Genomic DNA, 3676 nt, shown 5'->3' with positions numbered 1-3676 from the left:
CGGGTCTTGGGCGCGGCAGGTGTTGCGGCCGGCGCGCTGGGGGTGGCAGCTGCCGTCACCGGCATTGGGATCGTAGGAGCCGCTTGGGGAGCCGTCTTGGGAGCAACCGAAACCCGCCGCGGATCTGTCAACCGAACCGAACCGGGCGCCGTCAGGTCGGCCCCGCAAGCGCCACACACCCGATCACGCGGGCCCACAGCCATCAAGCACTGCGAGCAGAACATTTGTCTCCAACCAGCTCATGCGGCTAACGCCGACAACGTCCCGGTGACCATACTGATAGCTAGCACACCGCTTGTGATCATATGATCGCAAGTGTCCCGCACACCTGGAGGTCACTATGAGCCGTCGTCCAGCGGCCCGGGGTACCTCCCAGGTTACCCTCGGCAGCGCTCCCAGACCGCGATCCGGTCGATTGTCCTGGTGGTGGAAGGCGCCGCTGGGCGTGCTGGTCGCCCTGATCCTGGTCGTCATGGTCGGCACAATCGCATTCGGTGCCACCCGTCCCGATACCGGCAATCCCCCGGCACCCGAGCCATCCGGGTCGAGCCCCACGCCGACGGACCTGTTCAGCCCTCTTGTCACCCAGCCAGAACTGGACAGTCCCCCCGATCTGCCAGAGCTGGATGCCGAGATCCTCGCGATCCAGGAGAAGTACCACGTGGCCATCGGTATCACGATGACTGCCGTCTCGGGCGTCTACCAACGGCAACAGGCCACCTGGTACGGCGGGACGCTGCGCAGCGGGGACGCGCTGGCGACGATCGATGTACCGATGGCACTGGCCATCCTCGATCAGGAGCGCCAGCCACAGCAGCGCGACTACATGTTCAACAAGGCGCTGGCCGACAATTCCGCGGCCGGGGACGAAGCCCTATGGGCCTTTCTGGGTACGCCCGAGCAGGCCGCCGCTCAGACCACTCAGCTGCTGCGCGACTATGCCGATCACCACACGGTCGTGCCTTGGCAGGTGGACGGCGACGAGTCCGGTGCGCCGTATCTGGCCACCCAGTGGGCACTCGATGGGCAATCTCAACTCATGGCGGCGATGCGCTGCGACTTTACCGAAGTGAACCCGGTGTTGAACAAGCTCAACGACCCGGCCACCGATCCGTGGGGTCTGCAGACGCTCCCGATGACCTACTCCAAGGGCGCCTGGGGCTCGGTCTCCTCGGGCGGCACGCTGGTGCGTCAGTTCGGACTGATCCGGCTGTCGGACGGCAACACCGTGGGCATCGCAATGGCGGTCTCGCAAGCCTCGGACGACCCCGCCATCGGGCAAGGCGCCATCACCGAACTCAGCACCAAGGTCCGCGCGATGGCCACCGGCTTCGATGCCATGAACTGCGGGTAGAACCCTCCAGCCAGGCCCTTGAGGGCTTGGCTGGTCCCCAACAGACGGTCAGAGGCCGCGAGCAGTCGGTCAGCTGCTGCCGAAGATTGCATCCGCTGCCGAAGATTGCATCCGCTACCGAAATACCCGCCCCCTGGCTCAGCAGCTGCCGACAGTCACAGCGACTAGCGAACATCCGGCAGCGTCCGCTACTCTCGACAGCCGCTGACGGGCAGGCCGTACAGACCGGCAGCGTCCGCTACTCTCGGCAGCCGCTGACGGGCAGGCCGTACAGACCGGCAGCGTCCGCTACTCTCGGCAGCCGCTGACGGACTCGACGAAGACTGCTCCCCGTAGTCACTACGGCATTGTCGGCGCACCAGGCGATTCACCGAGGCCCTCCCTGTCCACGCCCAGGGTCTTACACCTGATCGGACGACCACGAGCGCGCCGAAACAGCACTGTAACTTGAGTGAGGATTCAATAACCCAGCTGTAACGTGGCCACAACGCCACGGCAACTCCGGCCACGCACGATTAAGGCCATGACAATCCTTGAGATCAGTGCTGGCGACACTGCTTGGGTACTTATCAGTGCGGCCCTCGTCCTCCTGATGACCCCGGCGCTCGCGTTCTTCTACGGCGGCATGGTGCGCAGCAAGAGCGTGCTGAACATGATGATGTTGTCGATGGCAACCATCGGCATCGTTGGCGTTGCCTGGGTTCTCTACGGCTTCTCCTTTGCTTTCGGCGATTCCATGGGCGGAATCCTTGGGAACCCGACCGACTTCTTCGGGCTCAGCCATGTGGCGGGGCTGGAGGTCGGCACGATTCCGGGGTATGTCTTCGTCGGATTCCAGTCGGCCTTCGCCATCATTGCGGTGGCCCTTGTCTCGGGCGCAGTGGCTGACCGCATGAAGTTCGCCGCCTGGTGCACCTTCGCACTCGCCTGGGCGACGGTGGTCTACTTCCCGGCCGCCCACTGGGTATTCTCCTTCGACGATTCCGTCTCGGCCAAGGGCGGATTCATCGCCAACACGGTGAAGGCGATCGACTTCGCCGGTGGTACCGCGATCCACATCAACGCGGGCGCTGCGGCGCTGGCCTTGGCGCTGGTGCTCGGTAAGCGGATCGGCTTCGGCAAGGTCCCGATGCGTCCGCACAACCTGACCCTCGTGATGCTGGGTGCGGCCCTGCTGTGGTTCGGCTGGTTCGGCTTCAACGCGGGCTCGGCTCTGGGTGCAAACGAGCTCGCTGGTCTGGCCTGGGTCAACACCATGGCGGCCCCGGCGGCTGCAATGCTGGCCTGGTTGGTGACCGAGCGTATCCGCGACGGGCACGCCACCTCGCTGGGCGCCGCGTCCGGTATCGTGGCCGGCCTGGTGGCCATTACCCCGGCTTGCTCCACGGTCACCCCGATCGGCGCCATCATCATCGGCATCCTCGCCGGTGTGGGCTGCTCGATGGCACTGTCGCTGAAGTTCAAGTTCGGCTATGACGACTCGCTCGACGTGGTGGGCGTCCATCTGGTTGGTGGCCTCATCGGTACCCTCGCGATCGGCTTCCTGGCCACTCCCGAACTGGCCGGCGGGCTGGACAGTGCAGGTCTGTTCTACGGTGGTGGACTCGCTCAGCTCGGACGTCAGGCGATCGGCGCCTTCACCGTGCTGATCTACTCATTCGTCGTCACCTGGCTCATCGCCAAGGCCATCGATGCGACCATCGGCCTGCGGGTCACCCCGGCTGCCGAGACCAGCGGAATCGACCTGGCCGAGCACGCTGAGGTCGGCTACGACTTCTCGAAGGTCCAGTACTCGCAGTACAACAAGACTCTGCTGATCGCAGACCCGACCAAGACCACTGAAGACGACGCAACGAAGGTGACCGCATGAAGCTCATCACGGCAATCCTGAGAGAAGACGCTGTGGACGAGGTACAGATCGCCCTCGCCCAGCAGGGCATCAGCGGGATGACCGTCACGGAGGCCAGCGGCTACGGTCGGCAGCGTGGTCACACGGAGGTCTACCGCGGTGAAGAGTTCACCATCGACTTCATCACCAAGGCCCGGCTGGATGTCTTGGCCACGGACGAAGAAGTGGACCTGATCGTCAAGACCATCTGTGAAGCGGCCCGCAGCGGCTCCATCGGAGATGGCAAGATCTGGGTCCAGCCGGTCGAGGACGTGATCCGGGTCCGCACAGGCGAGCACGGAGCCTCGGCGATCTAGCCTTCAACTGATCCCAGTGGGGGTGGCGAGTGTTGCTCGCTGCCCCCACTTTCGCGTGCCGGGAAGATGAGGGCCGGGCGGGAACCATCGGGCCGCGCCGGACGAAGTGTTAGGGCC

Annotated in this window: 3 protein-coding genes; all 3 read left to right on the top strand. The window is 64.8% G+C overall.

The genetic code is table 11. The features are described from left to right. Nucleotides 1-340: 340 nt before the first annotated feature. The 3 genes from AAFP05_RS01000 to AAFP05_RS00990 all read left to right on the top strand — a co-directional run bounded on the left by AAFP05_RS01000 (nucleotide 341) and on the right by AAFP05_RS00990 (nucleotide 3559). Nucleotides 341-1354 (top strand): hypothetical protein, encoded by a 1014-nt coding sequence (locus AAFP05_RS01000; RefSeq protein ID WP_341727986.1) that lies wholly within the window; start codon nucleotides 341-343, stop codon nucleotides 1352-1354. 523 nt (nucleotides 1355-1877) lie between these two features. Beyond that, nucleotides 1878-3224, top strand: coding sequence for an ammonium transporter (locus AAFP05_RS00995; protein WP_341727985.1), 1347 nt, complete (start codon nucleotides 1878-1880; stop codon nucleotides 3222-3224). Beyond that, the gene (locus AAFP05_RS00990; RefSeq protein ID WP_341727984.1) at nucleotides 3221-3559 is read left to right on the top strand and encodes a P-II family nitrogen regulator; all 339 of its coding nucleotides are present in this window, start codon (nucleotides 3221-3223) and stop codon (nucleotides 3557-3559) included. Before AAFP05_RS00995 ends, AAFP05_RS00990 begins: the two co-directional genes overlap by 4 nt. The last annotated feature ends 117 nt before the right edge of the window (nucleotides 3560-3676 follow it).

The organism is Brooklawnia sp. (assembly GCF_032229645.1).
In the GTDB taxonomy this organism is placed as follows: Bacteria; Actinomycetota; Actinomycetes; order Propionibacteriales; family Propionibacteriaceae; genus Brooklawnia.
This window is presented reverse-complemented; position numbering and strand designations above follow the sequence as displayed.